This is a genomic window from Devosia beringensis (assembly GCF_014926585.1).
GTDB lineage: Bacteria > Pseudomonadota > Alphaproteobacteria > Rhizobiales > Devosiaceae > Devosia > Devosia beringensis.
On sequence record NZ_CP045422.1, the window covers coordinates 3,570,722 to 3,589,572 of the forward strand.

14 protein-coding genes are annotated in these 18,851 nt (G+C 63.2%); 11 read left to right on the forward strand and 3 right to left on the reverse strand.

The features are described 5' to 3' along the window. Window positions 1-7: 7 nt before the first annotated feature. Window positions 8-661, reverse strand: a complete 654-nt coding sequence (locus tag GDR53_RS17415) for a YoaK family protein (protein WP_193335685.1) — start codon at window positions 659-661, stop codon at window positions 8-10. Window positions 662-1,090: 429 nt separating this feature from the next. On the opposite strand from GDR53_RS17415, the gene dnaE reads away from it, so the two are divergent. Further along, window positions 1,091-4,546, forward strand: coding sequence for a DNA polymerase III subunit alpha (dnaE, locus tag GDR53_RS17420; protein ID WP_193335686.1), 3,456 nt, complete (start codon window positions 1,091-1,093; stop codon window positions 4,544-4,546). Window positions 4,547-4,709: 163 nt separating this feature from the next. Further along, window positions 4,710-5,627 carry an aldo/keto reductase gene (locus tag GDR53_RS17425; RefSeq protein WP_408639808.1) on the forward strand — a complete coding sequence of 306 codons (918 nt, stop codon included), beginning with the start codon at window positions 4,710-4,712 and terminating at the stop codon, window positions 5,625-5,627. 81 nt (window positions 5,628-5,708) lie between these two features. Here GDR53_RS17425 and GDR53_RS17430 read toward each other — a convergent pair whose 3' ends face one another. Together GDR53_RS17430 and GDR53_RS17435 are read right to left on the reverse strand one after the other, a co-directional pair. Beyond that, window positions 5,709-6,902, reverse strand: a complete 1,194-nt coding sequence (locus tag GDR53_RS17430; RefSeq protein WP_193335688.1) for a multidrug effflux MFS transporter — start codon at window positions 6,900-6,902, stop codon at window positions 5,709-5,711. Between the two features lie 499 nt (window positions 6,903-7,401). Further along, entirely contained in the window at window positions 7,402-8,433 is a 1,032-nt protein-coding gene (locus GDR53_RS17435; protein ID WP_193335689.1) for an IS110 family RNA-guided transposase, read from the reverse strand. A gap of 306 nt (window positions 8,434-8,739) precedes the next feature. Between GDR53_RS17435 and GDR53_RS17440 the strand changes: the two genes are divergently transcribed. The 9 genes from GDR53_RS17440 (at window position 8,740) to bamA (ending at window position 18,796) form a co-directional block, all read left to right on the forward strand. Next, window positions 8,740-10,089 carry an MFS transporter gene (locus GDR53_RS17440; RefSeq protein ID WP_193335690.1) on the forward strand — a complete coding sequence of 450 codons (1,350 nt, stop codon included), beginning with the start codon at window positions 8,740-8,742 and terminating at the stop codon, window positions 10,087-10,089. 243 nt (window positions 10,090-10,332) lie between these two features. Next, on the forward strand, window positions 10,333-11,133 hold the full coding sequence (gene rpsB / locus GDR53_RS17445) for a 30S ribosomal protein S2 (RefSeq protein ID WP_193335691.1): 801 nt from the start codon (window positions 10,333-10,335) through the stop codon (window positions 11,131-11,133). A gap of 74 nt (window positions 11,134-11,207) precedes the next feature. After that, complete coding sequence (gene tsf / locus GDR53_RS17450; protein WP_193335692.1) at window positions 11,208-12,137, forward strand: translation elongation factor Ts; 930 nt, start codon at window positions 11,208-11,210, stop codon at window positions 12,135-12,137. Window positions 12,138-12,342: 205 nt separating this feature from the next. Next, entirely contained in the window at window positions 12,343-13,053 is a 711-nt protein-coding gene (pyrH, locus tag GDR53_RS17455; protein WP_193335693.1) for a UMP kinase, read from the forward strand. Between the two features lie 26 nt (window positions 13,054-13,079). Continuing rightward, on the forward strand, window positions 13,080-13,634 hold the full coding sequence (gene frr / locus GDR53_RS17460) for a ribosome recycling factor (protein ID WP_193335694.1): 555 nt from the start codon (window positions 13,080-13,082) through the stop codon (window positions 13,632-13,634). 29 nt (window positions 13,635-13,663) lie between these two features. Continuing rightward, window positions 13,664-14,425: an isoprenyl transferase gene (locus GDR53_RS17465; protein ID WP_193335695.1), complete on the forward strand. Its 762-nt coding sequence runs from the start codon at window positions 13,664-13,666 to the stop codon at window positions 14,423-14,425. After that, window positions 14,422-15,282: a phosphatidate cytidylyltransferase gene (locus GDR53_RS17470; protein WP_193335696.1), complete on the forward strand. Its 861-nt coding sequence runs from the start codon at window positions 14,422-14,424 to the stop codon at window positions 15,280-15,282. The genes GDR53_RS17465 and GDR53_RS17470 overlap by 4 nt, the downstream gene beginning before the upstream one ends. Window positions 15,283-15,315: 33 nt before the next feature. Further along, a complete protein-coding gene (gene rseP, locus GDR53_RS17475) occupies window positions 15,316-16,473 on the forward strand; it encodes an RIP metalloprotease RseP (RefSeq protein WP_193335697.1) in 1,158 nt (385 codons plus the stop codon). A gap of 184 nt (window positions 16,474-16,657) precedes the next feature. Next, window positions 16,658-18,796, forward strand: a complete 2,139-nt coding sequence (gene bamA / locus GDR53_RS17480) for an outer membrane protein assembly factor BamA (protein ID WP_193335698.1) — start codon at window positions 16,658-16,660, stop codon at window positions 18,794-18,796. Window positions 18,797-18,851: the final 55 nt, after the last annotated feature.

Below are 18,851 nucleotides of genomic sequence, written 5' to 3' on the forward strand. Positions count from 1 at the left end.
TTTTCCGTCAGGCCATGACCTTGGCCGGGCGGCGGGCGATGAAGGCGATGAGAAAGCCGAGATAGATGGCGCCGGGGACCAGCAGGGCGTTCAGACCCAGGCCGGCATAGCCGAGGCCGCCGAGCAGGCCGCCCAGCAGCAATGAAAACCAGACCAGCAGATGCTGGGCCCAGCGCCAGGGTGGGGCGAGGCCACGCAGCGCCCGGGCGAGGTCCTGGCCGGCGGCAAACAGCGTGCCGGTGACGAAGGTGGTGCCCAGCCGCACCGAGCCGGTCGAGGGCAGGATGGCGTTCTGCGCGCCGGCACCGGCGGCCAGGAACAGCATGAACTGGCGCGGCGGGCTGCCCAGAGCGGCGCCGATGAGCGTGGCGAGGAAGCTCAGCACCACCAAAGCCGTCACCAGGCTCGAGCCCCAGCGCGGCCCCGCCAGCAGCCCCAAAAGCGAGCCGACCAGGCTGCCGACAAAGAACAGGCTCACCAGCGACCCCGTAAGCAGAGCCACCGACCAGGTGCCCAGCGCCAGTGCATCGCCGAGCTGGGTCGTATTGCCGCTGACAAAGGAGGTGAAGTGGCCGCCCAGCTCGATGAAGCTGACCACGTCGGCAAAGCCGGCCGAGGCGGTGAGCAGCAGGCCCAGGCTGAGATGGGGCGTCGGTGTCATGGTGGTGAGTCTCGGGCGGGATCGCCGTACCAGACTGAGCTTTGGCGCGGCCGGCGGCAAGGGGTGGCGCGCCAGCGCAAATATTAACAGTCCGCTAACCAGTCGCCGGCAATCCCCGCTGTTCCCGTCCTACACACTCGACAAGAACAAAGCTGGAACATATAAGAACATTATAGCAACACGGGAGATGCAGATGCTTACCTTCATCAAGGACTTCGCCGCCTTCGTTACGCTGGGCGCCTTCACCATCGGCGCGCTGACCTGGATGGATGTCGTCACCCGACTCGTGTGATCCTGACGCTATTGCAGCTGCAGCTTGTGCCGGCATGCGCGTCCAGTGCGTCACCGGAAAAGCGCAAGCGGGCTGACTTGTGGATTGCCGCGTCGGGACGGGTTGATCGCGCTCCCGCGGCAGTCATAAAGGATGTCATGACAGGTCCCGGTTTTATCCATCTTCACGTCCATTCCGCCTATTCCCTGCTTGAGGGCGCGCTGCAGCTTGAGACCATCCTCAAGCTGGCCGATGCGGATGCGCAGCCGGCGCTGGGCATTGCCGATACGGGCAATCTGTTCGGCGCGCTGGAATTTTCCGAAAAAGCCAGCAAGAAGGGCATCCAGCCGCTGGTCGGGGTGGAACTGGCCATCGACTTTGCCGCCGGCGAAGAGCGCATCAGCGAGCGCGGCCATGTCGCCTGGGCGGGCAAATCCAGCGTGGTGCTGATCGCCCAGACCGAGACCGGGTTCGGCAATCTGTCCCGGCTGGTGTCGAAATCCTATATCGAGGGCGATGGCGGCACGGCGCGGGCCCAGCTCGACTGGCTGAGCCGCGAGCAGCTCGAGGGCCTGATCTGCCTGAGCGGCGGGCCCGAGGGCGCGGTGGACATGGCCTTTGCCCAGGGGCAGGACGGCAATGCCATTCGTCGCCTCGACCGGCTCGCCGAGCTGTTCGGCGATCGCTTCTATATCGAGCTGCAGCGGCATGGCCGGGTGCAGGAGGCCGCCGTCGAGCCGCGGCTGGTGGACTATGCCTATCGCAAGGGCATTCCGCTGGTGGCCACCAATGAGCCCTTCTTCAAATCGGCCAAGGAATTCGAGGCGCATGATGCGCTGCTGGCGATTGCCGGCGGCACCGTGCTGGCCCAGACCGAGCGGCGCAAGCTCAACGACCAGTATTATTTCAAGACCCGCGCTGAAATGGCGGCGCTGTTCTCCGACCTGCCCGAGGCGCTGGACTCCAGCGTCGAGATCGCCCGGCGCGTTTCCTACCGTCCGCTGACGCGCAAGCCGATCCTGCCCAAATTCGCCGCCGCGCCCGATCTCAGCGAAGAGGATGCGGTGGCGGCCGAGGCCGATGCCTTGCGGGCCATGGCGGAGGAGGGGCTGCGCAACCGGCTCGCCAATCCCGGGCCGGCGCCGGGCAAGACCGAGCAAGAATATTGGGAGCGGCTGGAATTCGAGCTGGGCATCATCCAGTCCATGCAGTTTCCCGGCTATTTCCTCATCGTCGCCGATTTCATCCGCTGGTCCAAGGCGCAGGGCATTCCGGTAGGCCCCGGCCGTGGCTCGGGCGCCGGCTCGCTGGTGGCCTATGCCACCACCATTACCGACCTCGACCCCTTGGCTTACAACCTTTTGTTCGAGCGCTTTCTCAATCCCGAACGCGTCTCGATGCCCGACTTTGACATCGACTTCTGCCAGGACCGGCGCGAAGAGGTGATCCGCTATGTGCAGCGGAAATACGGCACCGAGCAGGTGAGCCAGATCATCACCTTCGGTACGCTGCAGGCGCGCGCCGTGCTGCGCGACGTCGGTCGCGTGCTGCAGATGCCCTACGGCCAGGTGGACCGCATCTGCAAGATGGTGCCGGCCAATCCGGCCGATCCCTGGTCGATCGAACGCACGATGAAGGAAGTGCCCGAATTCAAGGCCATGGCCGATGAGGATGAGACGGTGGCCGACCTGGTCGCCATTGCCAAAAATCTCGAGGGCCTGTTCCGCCACGCTTCCACGCACGCTGCCGGCATCATCATCGGCGACCGACCGCTGCATGACCTGGCGCCGCTCTATCGCGATCCGCGCTCGGACATGCCGGTCTGCCAGTACAACATGAAGTGGAGCGAGGCGGCGGGCCTGGTCAAGTTCGACTTCCTCGGCCTCAAGACGCTGACCACGGTGCAATATGCCGTCAATATGGTGAACCTCGATGGCGGCAGCTTCCGCATCGAGGATATCCCGATCGACGACAAGCCGACCTACGACCTCTATGCCCGGGGCGACACGTTCGGCGTGTTCCAGGTCGAGGGCGCCGGCATGCGTCGGGCGCTGCTCGACATGAAGCCGGACCGGTTCGAGGACATCATCGCCATCGTGGCGCTCTATCGGCCGGGTCCGATGGACAATATCCCGATGTTCTGCGACCGCAAGCACGGGCGCGAGGATGTGGAATATCCCCACGAGGACCTCTCCAAGGTGCTCGACGAGACCTATGGCATTATCGTCTACCAGGAGCAGGTGATGCAGATCGCCCAGCTCCTCAGCGGCTATTCGCTGGGCGAAGCCGACATGCTGCGCCGCGCCATGGGCAAGAAGATCAAGTCGGAGATGGATGCGCAGCGCGAGCGCTTCCGCGAGGGCGCCATCCGGCACGGGCTCAAGCTGGGCCAGGCCGACACCATCTTTGACCTCTTGGCCAAGTTCGCCAATTACGGCTTCAACAAGAGCCATGCGGCGACCTATGCGCTCGTCTCCTATCAGACGGCCTATCTCAAGGCGCATTACCCGCATGAATTCCTGGCCGCGTCGATGACGCTGGATATGGGCAATACCGACAAGCTGGCGGAATTCCGCAGCGAGGCCAAGCGCAACAAGATCGCGCTGGTGCCGCCCTGCGTCAACGGCTCGCAGGTGGTGTTCTCTGTCAAGGACAAGCAGATCCTCTACGGTCTCTGCGCCGTCAAGGGCGTCGGCCGGCAGGTGGCCGAGCATATCGTCGAGGTGCGTGGCGATACCCCGTTCAAGGATCTGGGCGACTTTGCCCGTCGCGTCGATCCGCGCGTGCTCTCCAAGCGGACGCTCGAAACGCTGGCCAATGCCGGGGCTTTCGACGCCATCGTGCCGCGGCGCGAAGTGGCCTTTGCGGCCATCGAGGCGGTGATGGGCATGGCCCAGTCGCTGACCGCCGAGCGCAATGAGGGGCAGTGGAACATGTTCGACGCTGGGGAACCGGAAACCGTGCGGTTACCGGAAGGCGTGCCGGGCTGGTCGACGACGGAGCGGGCCGATCGCGAGCTATCCGCCTTCGGCTTTCACCTCTCGGCCCATCCGCTCGACGCCTATTCCGACATGTTCGACAAGCTGCGGGTGCAGCGCTGGGCTGATTTCGAGCGCGCCGTCAAGGATGGCGCCTCGGCCGGGCGGCTGGCCGGCACGATCAGCGGCAGGCAGGATCGGCGCACCCGCAAGGGCACGCCGATGATGATCCTGACGCTATCCGACCAGACGGGGAGCTTTGAGGTCATCGCCTTTTCCGAGCAGATCAGCCAGTTCGGGCCGATCCTGTCGCCGGGCAAGTCGGTGATCCTGCAGGTGGGCGCCGACGAGCGCGCCGAGGGCGTGAGTCTCCGGCTGCTCTCGGCCGAGCCGATCGACGGCATCGAGGACAAGATCGACCGGCGCCTGACGGTGTTTGCCGCCAGCGCCTCGCCCCTTGGCTCGATCAACGCCCAGCTCAAAAGGGGCGGCGAGGGCAAGGTGAACTTCGTCGTCATCCGTGACGGCGGGGCACGGGAGTATGAAATCGAACTGCCTGGGGCCTATCGGCTGACGGCCGAAGTCGCCGGCGGCATCAAGGCGCTCGAAGGCGTGACGGATGTACGGTTTCACTGAGAGCGTTGCGCCAGTCCAAAGCCGTCCCGCTGAATAATCCTATGCAGCCGGCGCCGCTTAGGCTTACGCTGCGTGGGACAAATATCGGAGCGGGAGAGCGGTTTTGGACCACAAGCGACTGGGTAACAGCGGCCTCAAGGTCTCGCGCCTCTGCCTTGGCTGCATGACCTATGGGGCGCCCGACCAGGGCAATCATCCCTGGACCCTGCCCGAGGCGGAGAGCCGTCCCTTCATCCGCCAGGCGCTGGATCTCGGCATCACCTTTTTCGACACCGCCAATGTCTATTCGGATGGCAGTTCCGAGGAAATCCTGGGCCGCGCCTTCAAGGATTTCGTGCGTCGCGAGGACATCGTCCTTGCCACCAAGGTCAATGGCGCCACCCGCCGCACCGATGCCAATGCCACCGGCCTGTCCCGTCGCGCCATCCTGCGCGAAATCGACGCCTCGCTCGACCGCCTGCAGACCGACTATGTCGACCTCTACCAGATCCACCGCTGGGACGATGACACGCCCATCGAAGAGACCATGGAGGCGCTGCACGACGTCGTCCGCTCCGGCAGAGCCAGCTATATCGGCGCCTCGTCCATGTCCGCCTGGCAATTCTCCAAGGCCCAGTATGTCGCCCGGCTGAACGGCTGGACGCCCTTTGTCTCCATGCAGAACCAGCTCAGCCTGCTCTACCGCGAGGAGGAGCGCGAAATGCTGCCGCTCTGCGCCGACCAAGGCGTTGGCATCATCCCCTGGAGCCCACAGGGCAGGGGCCTGCTCACCCGCCCCTGGGGCCAGGCCACCGGCCGCTCCGGCACCGACAATGTCATTCCCAAGGTCTATGGCGACACCGCCGAGATGGACCGCGGCATTGTCGATGCCGTTCAGGCCGTCGCCCAGCGCCACGGCGTTGCCATGTCCCAGGTCGCTCTGGCTTGGGTCCTGCAAAACCCGCTGGTCACCGCGCCGATCATCGGCGCCTCCAAGCCGGGGCATCTGGCCGATGCGGTGGCTGCGCTGGACCTCAAGCTCAGCGTGGAAGACATCGCTGAACTGGAAGGGGCCTATCGGCCAAGGGCTGTGGTGATCTAGGGGGCCGGCTTCGAGACCATCGCAGAAACAGGGGTAACGCTTCGCCTTCGCCGAAAGCAGACGTGGCGCGCTCTCCTTTGGCTATGTCGTTTGGGCCGTATTGATTTCGAGATGACGAGCAGACAGGGCTGCAGCCAGGGCGAGGATCGCTGAGGCCAGCATCACCATTAGCAGGCCAGACTGGGCATTCTCTTGCGTCAAGACGGCACCTGCGATCGCTGCCATAATAGAAGCGCCGGCGACGGTGATCGGGCCGGCGAGACCGGCGGCGCTTCCCGTCTGCGTTGCGCGCACCGAAATTGCCGCAGCATTGGCAATAGGCTGCGTAAGGCCGTTCGATACCCCGACGAACAGGCATGGCCCGAACAATGCCATCACATGATCGACGCCGGCAAAGTACAGCAAGATGCCGAACAAGAGCCCACCACAGGCCACAAGCCTGCCTGCGATCAGCAGGGTGGCCTGCGGGAGATTGCCGGCGAGTCGCCCGGCCAGAAAACTGCCGAGCACGAAGCCGCCTGTGATCGAGCCCATGTAGAGACCCAGAACTGCTGGCGATAGATCGAAGGTTGAAGCGGCCAGGGGAGCGCCAGCCAGGAAGGCATAGAAGGCGCCGACCGAGAAGGCCATGCACAGGCAATAGGCCAGGAAGCGTTTGGAGCCGAGCAGTTCGGGATAGGCTTTGTACTGCTCCAGCATCGTCATGGATCGCGACGTGTTCGTCTCGCGCAGGTCGGTCCAACACAATGCCAGGACCGCGATGCCAAAAAGCGCCAGAACGTAGAAGCTGGCCCTCCAGCCAAATACCTGATCAAGCAGCCCGCCTGCCGTGGGGCCGAGCATGGGTGCAATTGCCCACGCCATGGCCAGATAGCCGAACCGGCTCGCGGCCTGTTCTCGATTGGTCGTGTCACGGATCACCGCGAGCGACACCGCGTAGGTTGGCGCGATCACAGCCTGCACCATCCGGCAGGCCAGGAAGGTCCAGGCATCCGGCGCCAGGGCGCAACCGACTGTCGCAACGATAAATATCGCCAGCGCCCAGAGGATTACGGGCCGGCGACCAAAACGGTCCGAGAGCGGGCCCACAACGAGCTGAAGGCATGCTGACACAATGGCATAGGCCGCCAGCGAAAGGCCGATCAGTCCATAATCTACGCCAAATTCGGCGGCCATCTGGGGGAGGGATGGAAGGAAGAAGTTGATCGGCAGGATAGCAAGTGCCGAGAGAAAAACCAACGTGGAGAGGCGAGGAGAAGCTGATGGACCTGGCATGATCAAAGCCAATTGTTGGGGTGGGAAACGGGGCAATAAAAAAGCCCCTTTGGGGGCTGATTTTTTCGCGCATGGGTGCTTTCGCCTGGCAGCTATGCTGCCGTGCCCATGCGCGCGCCTACTACGACCATGCCGTTTTCGATCATCATGCGCCAATTGTTACGGCGCGGCGGAATATCCGTCAACTCGACGTCTGGGCGGCAACGATCAGACTATCGCCGCCATGAGCCGCCCGTCCGCAATCCATCTGTGGACGCCCCGTAAGACGCAAGCGGTTTTTGAAGGATTGCACGTAGTCGGATGCTGCCATCTGTCCGGCCTCTGATGCAGCACCAGAGGCTGCGGGCCCGTATGGGAGTTCGCGGACCGGATCCATATCACCCACGGCGTGCTCTCGGCACAGTGGATTGCCCTGGTTTTCCGACCCCGTCTCGCCGACTGTTGTGCCATACCTTCCTTCGACCGACTACGTCTCCGACGACCTCTGGCCCGCCTTGGCTTACGCCGCAGCTGCGACCGGAGCTTTGTATTCCTCTTGTTTGATGAGCAGCGCCCAGACGATGCGCGCCGTCTTGTTGGCCAGTGCGACCGTGACCAGCATGCGCGGCTTGCGAGCCATCATCTGCTCAAGCCATGAGCCTGCGGGCGCACCTCGCTTGCTCGCTTGCAAGACCACCGCACTGGAGCCAATGATGAGAAGCCGCCGCAAGGTTCGCTCACCCATTTTGGTGATCGAGCCCAGCTTTTGCTTGCCACCGGTTGAGAGCTGACGTGGCGCCAGACCCAACCAGGCGGCGAAGTCTCGACCTTTGCTGAACGTCTCGGCTGGCGGAGCAAGGGCTACAATCGCCGTAGCGGTGATGGGACCCACGCCCGGTATTGTCATCAGTCGCCGGGCGACCACATCCTCGCGGGCTCGCCGTGCGATCTCCTTGTCCAGCTCGCCTATCTTGGCGTTCAGTTGATCGAGCAGATCGAGCATCGTGCGGAACATGGGCTTGGCTGTGTCTGGAAGCGACGAGCCCATCTCGCCATCGAGCATGTCGGCCAACACCGCTATATGTGACGGACCCTTTGGCGCGACCCAGCCATACTCGGTGAGGTGGCCGCGGATCGCATTGATCAACTGGGTGCGCTGCCGCACCAGAAGGTCGCGGGTTCTAAACACCAAAGCTGATGCCTGCTGTTCCTCGCTCTTGATCGCCACGAACCGCATGCTGGGACGCTGCGCTGCCTCGCAGATGGCTTCGGCATCGACCGCGTCGTTCTTGTTCCGCTTTACGAAGGGCTTCACATAGGCTGGCGGGATAAGCTTGACCTTGTGACCCAACAGCGTGAGTTCGCGCGCCCAATGGTGCGCACCGCCGCACGCCTCCAACGCCACTAGGGACTGTGGCTGCCGAGCGAAGAACTCCAGCAACTTCGTGCGGCTGATCTTGCGGCTAAACAGAGCTCGACCGCTTGAATCTGCACCGTGCGCATGGAAAACGTTCTTCGCGATATCCAGACCGATTGTGGTAACTTCCAACATGGGCGCCTCCTCAAGTGGTGTGTTGAACGACTCCACTTTGGCACATCGATGCCGCCGGGGGGCGTCCACCCCATCACCCCAAAGTGACGATCAAACCCCGATCCGCCCCGGCGTCTCCGGCCGTGGCAACTCATCCCGAAATTCTCGGCAGACCAGGTGCTCCTCGCCCAAGCCTGTCGAAAAATCCCTCAGCCGCTCGTCGCCATGGTGCCGGCTGCTGACACATCTCGTCAGCCTGCTGGCGCAGAGCTATATTCAGCAATTGCCCGCAAGCAGGACGCGCGGGTGCCGGAACGAGGCCGAAAGATGAAGCCGTTTAACCAAATCCTGGCCAACAACCTCGTGGCCAATATCACCAATTTCACGGTCTGGTTCGCCATCACGTTCTGGACGTTTCTGGAGACAAGGTCGGTCTTCGCCACCGGCATGATCGCCGGGGTCTATCTGGTGTTCACCGCGGGTTTCGGCTTCTGGTTCGGCTCGATCGTCGATCACAATGCGAAAAAGACCGCCATGCTGGGCTCGAGCGTGGTCTCGGCGCTGTTCTATGGGGCAAGCCTGGTCGTCCTGCTGCTCGAGCCGGAGGGCGCCTTTGCCGATCCCTATGGCCCCTATCTCTGGGGCTTCGTGCTGCTGGTGATGCTGGGGGTGATTGCCGGCAATATCCGCTCCATTGCCCTGACCACCCTGGTGACGATCCTGGTGCCGGAAGGGGAGCGTGACAAGGCCAATGGCCTGGTGGGCATGGTCACGGGCATCGGTTTTCTCACCACTTCGGTGATATCGGGGTTTCTGGTGGCCTATACCGGCATGCTGGGCGTGATCAGCTTGGCTATTGCCGCCACGGCGCTGGTCCTGCTGCACCTTGCCCTGGTGCGTGTGGACGAGGGGCGCGTAGCGCCGAGCGCCGATGACCCGGCCGAGCCCAGGCGCGTCGACATTGCCGGCACGATACGCGTCATCGCCGCCGTGCCGGGGCTGTTTGCGCTGATCTTTTTTGCCTGCTTCAACAATTTCCTCGGTGGCGTCTTCATGGCGCTGCTTGACGCCTATGGTCTCTCGCTGGTCAGCGTCGAGGTTTGGGGCCTGATGTTCGGCGCGCTGTCCACGGCCTTCATCCTGAGCGGGATCATCATCTCCCGCACCGGGCTGGGCAAAAATCCGTTGCGCACGCTGCTGCTGGTCAACCTCATCACCTGGTCGGCTTGCTGCGTGTTCACCATCCAATCCTCGATCTGGCTGCTGGCCGCCGGCTGTTTCATCTGGATGCTGCTGGCGCCCTATGCCGAGGCGGCCGAACATACGACGCTGCAGAAGGTGGTGCCGCTGGAGCGGCAGGGAAGGGTATTCGGCTTTGCCCAATCGGTGGAGCAATCCGCCTCGCCGCTGACGGCCTTCCTGATCGGGCCGCTGACCCAGTTCGTGGTGATCCCGTTCATGACCGACGGGGCCGGGGCGCAATCGATCGGGGACTGGTTCGGCACCGGGCCCGACCGGGGGATCGCGCTGGTCTTCACCCTGGCCGGGGTCGTCGGCGTGCTGGTGACGGTGCTCGCCTTCAATTCGCGCCCCTATCGCGACCTGTCGCGCGCCTATGCGGCGGGCAATGACGATGACGATGCGGATGGCGGCGCTGCGGTCGCGAGTCCCGCCTGAACCGTCAGCGCGCGGTTACCGGCGCCGCGTCGGCGGCACATTATGGGCCTTATCCGGGCCGGGCAGGGCGCCGGGCTCTTGCCCTTTTCGGCCGCTTCGCCTATATCGCGCTTGCGTTCGACCGTGTGTCGGCGCGATTTCACACACGAGGCAGGCGTTTTGGGGAACCGAAATGCCATCCGGTGGCGGGTAACCGCCGCAAGGCCTCGTGGCGGCATCAACCGGTAAACAGGAGCAGCCCCAATGGCACTGCCCGATTTTTCTATGCGTCAATTGCTTGAAGCTGGCGTTCACTTTGGTCACCAGAAGCACCGCTGGAACCCCAAGATGGAACGCTACATTTTCGGCGTTCGCAACGACATCCACATTCTCGACCTGAGCCAGACGGTTCCCGTGCTGAGCCGCGCCCTGCAGCTCGTCAGCGACACCGTCGCCGATGGCGGCCGCGTGCTGTTCGTTGGCACCAAGCGCCAGGCCGCTCCCCTGGTCGCCGAGGCTGCCAAGCAGTCGGCCCAGTATTTCGTCAATTCGCGCTGGCTCGGCGGCACGCTGACCAACTGGCAGACGATTTCCAAGTCGATCGCCCGTCTGCGTGAACTCGAAGCCATGGGCGATGACGAACTCGCGCTGCGCACCAAGAAGGAACGCCTGATGATGAGCCGCGAACAGGAACGCCTCGAGCGCGACCTGGGCGGCATCAAGGACATGGGTAACCTGCCATCGCTGCTGTTCGTGATCGACACGAACAAGGAAGCCAATGCGATCAAGGAAGCCCGTCGCCTGGGCATTCCGGTCATCGCCATTGTCGATACCAATTGCGATCCCGATACCGTCGACTACGCCATTCCCGGCAATGACGACGCCTCGCGCGCCCTTGAGCTCTATACCTCGCTGATCTCGCGTGCGGCGATCGACGGCATCGGCCGTTCGTCCTCGGCGCTGGGTGCCGATGCCGGTGCCCGTGAGCAGGCTCCGGTTGAAGACCTGCCGGTCGAAGCCCCGGCCGCCGAAGAAGCGCCAGTCGCGCAGCCCACCATCAACTAAGTTCGCGTCACGCGGATTTTGTCCTGATTTTGAACGATGCGGCCCCTGCAATGGGGCCGCCAAGAGGTGAACCCATGGAAATCACTGCAGGAATGGTCAAGCAGCTCCGCGACGCAACTGGCGTCGGGATGATGGACTGCAAGAAGGCCCTGGCCGAGACCAATGGCGAGATGGAAGCGGCGATCGACTGGCTGCGCACGCGCGGCCTCGCCAAGGCCGCCAAGAAGGCCGACCGCGTCGCTGCCGAAGGCCTGGTTGGCATTGCCAGCAAGGGCACCACGGCTGCCGTTGTCGAAGTGAACTCGGAAACCGATTTCGTTGCCCGCAACGAGCAGTTCCAGACCATTGTTGGCACCATTGCCACGCTGGCGCTTGAGGCCAAGGGCGATGTCGCCGCGCTGGGCGAAATGGCCTATCCGGGCACAAGCAATACGGTTTCGGTCGAACTGGGCGAAGCCATCGCCAAGATCGGCGAGAACATGAACCTGCGCCGCACCGAGCTGGTCTCGGTCAGCGACGGTGTCGTGGAAAGCTATGTCCATAACGCGGTCAAGACCGGCCTTGGCAAGATCGGCATTCTGGTCGCGCTGGAATCGACCGGTGACAAGGCTGCCCTGTCGGCTCTCGGCAAGCAGCTGGCCATGCACATTGCGGCCACCAACCCGCTGTCGATCGATCCTGAAGACCTCGACCAGACCGTGGTGGCCCGCGAGCGCGCCATCATTCTCGAGCAGGTCAAGGAATCGGGCAAGTCGGCAGAGATCGCCGAAAAGATGGTCGACGGCCGGATGCGCAAGTATTTCGAGGACGTGACCCTTCTGGCCCAGACCTTCGTGATCGATGGCGAGACCAAGGTCCGCGATGCGATCAAGAATGCCGAAAAGACCGTCGGCGCGCCGATCAAGCTGACCCGCTTCGTGCGCTTTGCGCTCGGCGAGGGCATTGAAAAGGTCGAGACCGACTTTGCGGCTGAAGTCGCTGCTACCGCCGGCGTCAAGAAGTAAACTTGCCGCCGATCCCTGCGGGTGGGCCCATGGGCCCGCTCGCTGTTCTCCCGGCTCGCCTTGATTTGGCCCGGGATCGAGCACAAAACCCTGCCTGAGTTTGTTTTGCCCGGTGCGGCGCTTTCTTTTGAAGGCGCTTTTGCCTTAGTGTCTGCCGGGCCGCCGGATTCGGTGCCTCGCGCTGTTTTCCGTAAGGGGTTCGTCGATGGTGCCTGCCTATAAACGCATTTTGCTCAAGGTATCGGGTGAGGTGCTGGCCGGTGACCAGTCGTTCGGCATCGAGCCGGAATTCCTGCAATCGGTCGCCAAGCAGATCGCCGATGCCGCCAAGAACGGCACGCAGATCGCCATCGTCATCGGCGCCGGCAATATCTTTCGCGGCATGGCCGTGGCCGCCAATGGCACGGACCGCGTCACCGCCGACCTGATGGGCATGCTGGGCACGGTGATCAATTCGCTGGCCCTGAGCAATGCCATCAGCCGGCAGGGCGTCAAATCCAAGGTATTTTCCGCGCTCACCATGCCGTCGGTCGCCGACAGCTTCACCGCCCGCGCCGCCAAGGCAGCGCTGGACGAGGGCTTTGTGGTGGTCTGCGCCGGGGGCACCGGCAACCCGTTTTTCACCACCGACACGGCCGCAGCGCTCAAGGCGATCGAGCTCGAATGCGACGTGCTGCTCAAGGGCACCAAGGTGGACGGCGTCTATTCGGCCGACCCCAAGAAGGATCCGACTGCGACCCGCTACGAGACCGTCAGCTATGACGAAGTGATCGGGCAGAACCTCAAGGTCATGGATACTGCCGCATTCGCGCTTGCCCGCGACAATGGCTTGCCGATAATCGTATACGCGCTTGACGACGACGCTGGCCTTGCCGGTGTGCTGGCGGGCACTGCCCGCTCCACCCGCGTGGGCTAGACGCGCCAGACTGGAAGGACGACACAATGGCCTACGACCTCACTGACATCAAAACCCGCATGCAGAAGTCCATCACCTCTCTCAAGGACGAGCTGGCGGGCCTGCGCACGGGACGCGCCAGCGCGAGCCTGCTCGAACCCGTGACCGTGGAGGCCTATGGCTCGCGCACGCCGCTCAACCAGGTGGCGACGGTGACGGTGCCCGAGGCGCGCATGCTCAGCGTCCAGGTCTGGGACCGCAGCCTCGCCAATGCCGTGGAAAAGGCCATTCGCGACAGCGGGCTGGGCCTCAATCCCATGGGCGAGGGGCAGATCATCCGCGTGCCGCTGCCCGAGCTCAATGAAGAGCGCCGCCGCGACCTGACCAAGGTCGCGCACAATTATGCCGAAGCCGCCCGCGTGGCGGTGCGCCATATCCGCCGTGACGGCATGGACGCGCTCAAGAAGGCGGAAAAGGACGGCGACATGGCCCAGGACGATGCGCGCGCGCAGTCCGACCTGGTGCAGAAGGCTACCGATGCCGCCGTGACCGAGATCGACCACGTCGTGGCGGCCAAAGAAGCCGAAATCATGCAGGTTTAAGCCGAACCGGCTGCGCCGGGAGGGCGTAGATGTCGATTGATCCAGCCATCGCCGCCGACCCCGCGCAACGTGCAGCTCTGCGCGTGCCGACGCATCTGGGCGTCATCATGGATGGCAATGGACGCTGGGCCACGGCGCGGGGCAAGCGCCGCACCGAGGGGCATATCGAGGGCGTCAAGGCGCTCCGCAGCATGGTCGAGCTGTGCATCACCTATGGGGTGAAATACCTCACCGTGTTCAGCTTCTCGTCGGAGAACTGGTCACGCCCGCGCGAAGAAGTCGCGTTCATCTTCAACCTGCTGCGCCGCTTTGTTGCGTCCGATCTGCAGCGGTTGATCCGCAACAATGTCAAGGTGCGCATCATCGGCACGCGGGTGGGCCTCGAGCCTTCGCTGGTGCGGCTGATCGATGATGTCGAGGCCAAAACGGCGGACAATACCGGGCTGGTGCTGGTGGTGGCGTTCAACTATGGCGCCAAGGCGGAAATCGTCGACGCCACCCGCTGGATTGCCCGCGAGGTTGCAGCCGGGCGGCTGGCGCCTGACGACATTGATGAGGCCACCGTGGAGGCGGCGCTCTATACGGCAGGCCTGCCTGACCCCGACCTGATCCTGCGCACCAGCGGCGAGCAGCGCATTTCCAATTTCCTGCTCTGGCAGGCGGCCTATGCCGAGTTCGTCTTTGTCGACGAGCACTGGCCCGATTTCAACGAGGCCAGCTTTGTGCGGGTGCTCGAGACCTATGCGCAGCGCGAGCGGCGCTTCGGCGGGACAGGGGCGGCACAATCTTGAGTGAACCCGGCAATCGCGTGCCTGAGCCGTCCGGGGAGCGCCGCCGCCTGTGGTCCGACCTGGGGCCGCGCCTGATGTCGGCCTCGGTGCTGATCGCCCTGACCGCTGCCGCCCTTCTGGTGGGCAGCTATTTCTTTGCTGCCGTGGTGGGGGCGGTGTTTGCCGGCGCCTATCGCGAATGGGAGACCATGGTGTCGCGTGCGCCGTTGACCAGCACCGGCATGGTGCTGATTGGCCTTGTTGCGCTGTCGGGCCTGGTATTCCCGCTCTGGGGCGCCTGGAGCAGTGTTGCGGTGATCGCGATCGCCTGTGTCATCGCGCTGGTCGCCCGCGGCGAGGGCATGTGGTGGCGCGTGCTGGGCCTGAGCCTTTATGGCGCCATCATCATTGCGGCCTTGGCCATGCGGGGCGACAGCTTTGCCGGGGTCTGGGCCGGGGTCTATCTGGGCACCGTGGTGTGGATGACCGATTCGGCCGCTTTCTTTGCCGGCAGGCAGATCGGCGGCGAAAAGCTGGCGCCCGATATTTCGCCGGGCAAGACCTGGTCTGGCGCGCTGGGCGGGCTGGCGCTGGGGACGGGGGCCGGGCTGGTGGTCTGGGTGCTCGTGACGGATTCGCCGTGGTGGATCGGTCTCCTCCTCTCGGCCGTCATCAGCGTGCTGGGACAGCTGGGCGATCTCAGCGAAAGCGCGGTCAAGCGGCATTTCCGCGTCAAGGACAGCGGCGACATCATTCCGGGCCATGGCGGCTTGATGGATCGGCTCGACAGCCTCACATTCGGCGTCTTGCTGGTGCTGCTGATTGGCTGGCTGCATGCAGACTTCGGGTCGGTCGCCCAGGGACTGCTCTACTGGTAGGCTGGCGACAAAGCTGACCGCACAAGGAAGACAATGTTCGAAATTTTCGCCTGGCCCTTCGCGAACCTTTACTGGCTGCTGACCTATGTGGTGCCGTTCCTGGCGGTGCTGACGGTGATCGTCTTCGTGCACGAGATGGGGCACTACCTGGTGGCGCGCTGGAACGGCATTGCCATCCAGACCTTTTCCATCGGCTTTGGCCGCGAAGTGTTCGGCTGGAAGGACAAGGCGGGGACGCGCTGGCGGCTGTCGGCGGTGCCGCTGGGCGGCTATGTGCGCTTTGTCGGCGACATGGATGCGGCCAGCACGCCGGACAACGAAGCCATCGCCAATGCCGATCCCGAGCTGGCACCCAGGCTGTTTGCCAACAAGAACGTCTGGCAGCGCATCGCGGTCGTCGCGGCCGGGCCGGCAGCCAATGTCATCCTGACCTTCGTCATTCTCTACGCCCTGCTGCTGGGCTATGGGCGCTACACCATTCCGCCCGTGGTCGGCGAGGTCATTGCCGGTTCACCGGCCCAAGCGGCCGGCATAGCGCCTGGCGACGTCATCGTTTCGGTAGACGGCTATGTCGTGCGTGGCTTTGAGGATTTCCAGCGCATGGTGGCCACCAGCCCCGAGCGCGACGTGACGGTTGTGCTCGAACGGGGCGGGGCGACCGAGACGCTGGTGGTGCTGCCCGAGGCCACCGAGGTGGAAGACCGCTTCGGCAATATGCAGCGGATCGGCCGAATCGGGGTGAGCAGGGACGTCGAGCAGACCGATGTGACGCTCTATCGGCCCGGTCCGATCGAGGCGATCGGCATGACGACCGAGGAAATCCGCTTCATCGTGCAGCGCACCGGCGCCTTTCTGGGCGACTTCTTTGTCGGCCGCGGCGATGTCGAACAGCTGGGCGGACCAATCAAGGTGGCCAAGGTTTCCGGCGAAGTGGCGACTCTGGGGATTATCGCACTCATAAATTTGACGGCGCTGCTCTCGCTAAATATCGGGATATTCAATCTTTTGCCTGTACCCATGCTCGACGGCGGCCACCTCATGTATTATCTGGTTGAAGCTGTGAGAGGGCGTCCGCTCAGCATGAAAGTTCAGGAGATCGGCTTCCGCATCGGATTTGCCCTTGTCTTGAGTTTGATGGTGTTTACGCTCTTTAATGATACGCTCTTTGCGCATCTCGGGATCCTTCGTTAACCCCAGGTTAACCTTGGTTTGTAAGGTGTTGCAGGAATACAAGAGCACCAAGCTTTTGCTAACCCCGACGAGGCTTACGCCTTGCCGTTGGTTAAAAAGGCGGTAAAACGGTGTAATGGAATTGGCTTGGGGGAGCGCTATGCATGGCGATTCTTTGGGCATGGTCGCAGAAGGCAATATTAATATGATCCACCCCACCAAGTTGATGCGCGGCGCGTTCCTGGCGCTGGCGATACTGGGCTCAGCTTCGCTCGCAGGTCCCGGCATCCCACTTGTTGGTGTTGCGACGGCCCAGGCCCAAGAGCAGCTGGTTGGCTCGGTTCTGTTCGAGGGCAATCGGCGCTTCACCGACAAGCAGTTGCTGGGCATGGTTGATGTGTCGGCCTCCGGCATCTTCACCCAGAGCCGCCTGGCTTCCGACATCGAGAGCATCCGCCAGGCCTATGATGGCGAGGGCTTCCTTTCCGTATCGGTGACGTCGCGGACCGAGGCTCTGCCTGATGGCCGTGTCCGCGTTGTCTTCGTGGTCAACGAAGGCAATCGCGCGGGTATCGCAGCGATCAACTTCACGGGTAACAATTCACTGTCGGCCGGCAACCTCAAGGGTGCCATGCTGACCAAGGAAACCGGCATCCTGAGCTGGCTGCTCAAGGATGACGGCTATGACGAGCGCAAGCTTGCTGTCGATCGCGAGCGCGTCCGCCTGTACTACGCCAATCGCGGTTATCCTGATGCGCAGGTGACCTCGGTCGGCGAGTATGATGCGGCCCGCAATGCCTACTTCGTCAACTTCACCATCAGTGAAGGCCAGAAGTACGAATTCTCCGACGTCGGCATCGAGACCAGCATTGCCGGTCTCAATACCGATGTGCTCAAGGGCACCGTTCAGACCGGCAAGGGTAGCCGCTATTCGGTCGATGATCTGCAGTCGACAATCGAGGACATGTCCTACGAAGCGACGACGCAGGGCTATTCCTTCGCCGACGTCCGGGCCCGCCTGGATCGTGATGTTGCCAACGGTACCTTCAAGGTCACCTATCTGGTCGATGAAGGCCCACGGGTCTATGTCGAGCGGGTCAACATTACCGGCAATACCAAGACACGTGACTTTGTCATCCGTCGTGAACTGGAGTTCGCTGAAGGCGACCCCTTCAATCGTGCACTGGTGGTTCGTGGCCGCAACAATATCGACGAACTGGGCTTCTTCTCCGCCGTTAGCGTGACGACGGCAGCTGGCTCGGCTCCCGACAAGGTTGTGATCAACGTTGCCGTGACCGAAGACTCGACAGGCGAATATGGTGCGACGGCTGGTTACTCGACCTCCGACGGCATCCTGGGCGAACTGTCGCTGACGGAACGGAACTTCCTGGGTCGTGGCCAGTATCTGCGGGCTGCCGTGGGTGCATCGCAGGCCGGTCGCACCTTTGACTTCTCGTTCACCGAGCCCCGCTTCATGGGTCTCAAGGTGTCGGCTGGCGTGGATGCCTATCATCGCATCAGCGAAGAGACGACGACTACGTTCTATGGTTCGCAGGCTACCGGCGGTCAGTTCCGCCTTGGCATCCCGCTGACCTCCGACCTGTCGGCCACGGTGTTTGCCGGCGGTGAGCACAAGGTCATCAAGGACAATGCCGACAATCCGGCATACCGTTCGTCGCTGGTGGTTGACGGTCAGGAATTCAACAAGGCATTTGTTGGCTATACCCTGACCTGGAATGGCGTCGATGACGTTAAGAAGCCAACCGAGGGTCTCTATGCGACCTTCACCCAGCAGTATATCGGCTGGGATCACAACCTGATCAAATCGGAAGCCCGTGCCCGTTATTTCGTGCCCGTGCTGGAAGATGCCGGTCTGGTGGCGAGCCTGAAGGGTCAGGCTGGCGTGATCAACGACATGAGCGGCAATGGCGTGCATGCGGTTGAGGCGTTCAATCCTGGTACCTCGCTGATCCGTGGCTTTGAAGGCCGTGGTCTCGGGCCGCGCCTGAATAGCGGCGAATATCTCGGCGCCACCATGTATGCTGGCATCTCGGCCGAGGTGAGCTTCCCGATCCCGGCCCTGCCGGAAAGCTACGGGCTGAGCGGTGCGCTCTGGGCCGATGCGGCCTGGGTTGACGGTCTGCCGCGTACCGGCACCGGCGCTGCGGCTAACACGGGTGTCAATGGCGCCAGCCAGGACACGCCATGGCGGACGTCGATCGGCGCCTCGCTGATCTGGGATAGCCCGTTTGGCCCGCTGCGTGGTGACGTTGCTCACGTGCTGAGCAAGTCTTCCGCTGATCGTACGCAGGTCTTCCAGCTGTCGCTGCAGACTCTGCTCTAGCCAAAAACGGCGTAAAACAGTTCATTGAGCCGCGGGGCGGTAGCGCCGCGGCTCA

Bases quoted from the DNA above. Each gene is read 5' to 3' on its own strand.
- GDR53_RS17440 (WP_193335690.1), top strand. From the start codon at position 8,740: ATGAAGCCGTTTAACCAAATCCTGGCCAACAACCTCGTGGCCAATATC.
- tsf (WP_193335692.1), top strand. From the start codon at position 11,208: ATGGAAATCACTGCAGGAATGGTCAAGCAGCTCCGCGACGCAACTGGC.
- pyrH (WP_193335693.1), top strand. From the start codon at position 12,343: ATGGTGCCTGCCTATAAACGCATTTTGCTCAAGGTATCGGGTGAGGTG.
- bamA (WP_193335698.1), top strand. From the start codon at position 16,658: ATGATCCACCCCACCAAGTTGATGCGCGGCGCGTTCCTGGCGCTGGCG.
- GDR53_RS17415 (WP_193335685.1), bottom strand. From the start codon at position 661: ATGACACCGACGCCCCATCTCAGCCTGGGCCTGCTGCTCACCGCCTCG.
- GDR53_RS17465 (WP_193335695.1), top strand. From the start codon at position 13,664: ATGTCGATTGATCCAGCCATCGCCGCCGACCCCGCGCAACGTGCAGCT.
- GDR53_RS17435 (WP_193335689.1), bottom strand. From the start codon at position 8,433: ATGTTGGAAGTTACCACAATCGGTCTGGATATCGCGAAGAACGTTTTC.
- GDR53_RS17425 (WP_408639808.1), top strand. From the start codon at position 4,710: ATGACCTATGGGGCGCCCGACCAGGGCAATCATCCCTGGACCCTGCCC.
- rpsB (WP_193335691.1), top strand. From the start codon at position 10,333: ATGGCACTGCCCGATTTTTCTATGCGTCAATTGCTTGAAGCTGGCGTT.
- dnaE (WP_193335686.1), top strand. From the start codon at position 1,091: ATGACAGGTCCCGGTTTTATCCATCTTCACGTCCATTCCGCCTATTCC.
- frr (WP_193335694.1), top strand. From the start codon at position 13,080: ATGGCCTACGACCTCACTGACATCAAAACCCGCATGCAGAAGTCCATC.
- rseP (WP_193335697.1), top strand. From the start codon at position 15,316: ATGTTCGAAATTTTCGCCTGGCCCTTCGCGAACCTTTACTGGCTGCTG.
- GDR53_RS17430 (WP_193335688.1), bottom strand. From the start codon at position 6,902: ATGCCAGGTCCATCAGCTTCTCCTCGCCTCTCCACGTTGGTTTTTCTC.